Source organism: Rhizobacter sp. P2_H3 (assembly GCF_056403355.1).
Genome location: NZ_JBFUFQ010000433.1, coordinates 1 through 2,281, shown reverse-complemented (window position 1 = coordinate 2,281; position 2,281 = coordinate 1). Strand labels below are relative to the sequence as shown.

At 70.1% G+C, this 2,281-nt stretch carries 2 protein-coding genes; both read left to right on the top strand.

From position 1 onward, the window contains the following. On the top strand, window positions 1–928 hold a 928-nt coding region (locus AC1D1T_RS31985; RefSeq protein ID WP_477993387.1), incomplete at its 5' end, for a pyridoxal phosphate-dependent aminotransferase. 196 nt (window positions 929–1,124) lie between these two features. Continuing rightward, window positions 1,125–2,281, top strand: a 1,157-nt coding sequence (locus AC1D1T_RS31980) for a serine/threonine-protein kinase (protein ID WP_477993385.1), incomplete at its 3' end; no start/stop codon positions are given.

Genomic DNA, 2,281 nt, shown 5'->3' with positions numbered 1-2,281 from the left:
CTGGTACGCCGAGCGCTTCCAGGTCGACATCGCGCCCGAACGCATCGTGATCACCGCCGGCGCGTCGGCCGCGCTGCAGCTCGCCTGCCTGGCGCTCGTCGAGCGCGGCGACGAGGTGCTGATGCCCGACCCCAGCTACCCGTGCAACCGCCACTTCGTCGCGGCCGCCGATGGCGTCGCGCGGCTGCTGCCGGCCTCGCCCGAGCACCGCTTCCAGCCGGATGCCGCCACCGTGCAATCGGCCTGGACGGCCGCGACGCGCGGCGTGCTGCTCGCCTCGCCGTCGAACCCGACCGGCACCTCGATCGCGTTCGACGAGATGGGGCGCATCGTGCAGGCGGTGCGCGAACGCGGCGGCTTCACGATGGTCGACGAGATCTACCTCGGCCTGAGCTTCGACGACGCGTTCGGCCACACCGCGCTCGCGCATGGCGACGACGTGATCTCGATCAACAGCTTCTCGAAGTACTTCAGCATGACCGGCTGGCGGCTCGGCTGGCTGGTGCTGCCGCCGGAACTGGTGGCGCCCATCGAGCGCCTCGCGCAGAACCTCTACATCTGCCCGTCGTCGCTCGCGCAGCAGGCGGCGCTGGCCTGCTTCGAGCCGGCCTCGATCGCCGAGTTCGAACGCCGCCGCGCCGAGTTCCGCGCGCGCCGCGATTTCCTGGTGCCGGCGCTGCAGGCGATGGGCCTGCGCGTGCCGGTGATGCCCGACGGCGCGTTCTACGCCTGGGCCGATTGCTCGGCACATGCCGACAGCAGCTGGGACTTCTGCTTCCGGCTGATGCGCGAGGCGCAGGTGGCCATCACGCCCGGCCGCGATTTCGGACCGCATGCCGCCGATCGCTACATCCGACTGTCGTATGCGAGCTCGATGGCGCACCTGCAGGACGCGGTGCAGCGCCTGCAGCAATTGCTGTCCGCGTAGCTGTCGCTTTTCGCCGGCGTTTTTGTTGTCGGCGTTGTTGTCAGTTTTGGGTTGAACCCCATGCACCATCTCGTCGACTTTCGCAAGCGCATGTTACGAATGCACAGAACGCGGGGTTTTTTACTGCCAGGCCCCGATGCGCTTGCACTAAGCTGCGTCCGTGGTGGACAACCGTGCCACGAACCCAACCCGCCTCATGCCCGGCCCTGTTCCTGATCCTTCCTCCGACCTTGCCAACTCGACGCCGGGTGCGCCGAAGTGGGGCGACACCGACCTCGGGCTGCCCGCACAACCGGCCGCCACCTTCTCCACCACGGTGCCGCCGATGGGCGGCGCCGACCAGATGCCGACCATCGGCCACATCGGCCGGTACGCGCTCAAGTACCGCATCGGCGAAGGCGGCCTCGGCGTGGTCTATGCCGCGCACGACCCGCTGCTGTCGCGGTTGATCGCGATCAAGACCCTGAACCTCGAGATCTCGGCCGAGCAGCGCGATGCGTTCAATGCGCTGTTCCTGAACGAGGCCCGCGCGGCCGGCGGCCTGAGCCACCCGCACATCGTCACGGTGTTCGATGCCGGCGCGAGCGAGCAAGGCGCCTACATCGCGATGGAGCTGCTGAAGGGCCGCGACCTGCGCCAGCTGCGCCAGGAGGGATGGCGGCCGTCACCGCACCAGGCCGCGCTGATCGTGCGCCGCGTCGCCGATGCGCTCGCCTATGCGCACTCGAAGGGCGTGGTGCATCGCGACATCAAGCCGGCCAACATCTTCATGGTCGGGCGCACGCAGCCGCGCGTGCTCGACTTCGGCATCGCCCGCATCGCGCACCAGCACGATGCGAACGGCGAGGACATCGTCGGCGGCTCGCCCTACTACATGTCGCCCGAGCAGGTGCGCCAGCAGCCGGTGGACCGCCGCTGCGACGTGTTCTCGCTCGGCGTCGTGCTCYACGAACTGCTGGCCGACGTGCGGCCGTTCCGCGGCAGCTCGCTGGCCGAGATCACCCGCGCCGTCGCCGAGTACAACCCGCCGACCGCGCACCAGGTCAACAACAGCGTGCCGAAGGCCTTGTCCGAGATCGCCGCCCGGGCGATGGAGAAGAACCCCGACGACCGCTACCGCTCGGCGCGTGCGTTGTCGCGCGAGCTGCGCCACTGGCTGGAAGAGCATCCGCAGGACGGCGACGGCGCCGACGAGTCCGCCGAGCAACCCGTCGGGCGCCACCGCCTGGCCTGGGGCCTGGTGGCCGCCGCCGGCGTCGGGATCGCCGCTGCCGCATGGTGGACGCTGATGTCGCCGCGCTCCAGCGGGCTGACGGCCGCCGCGCCCCCCGCGGCCTCGGCCGTGGTCGTGGC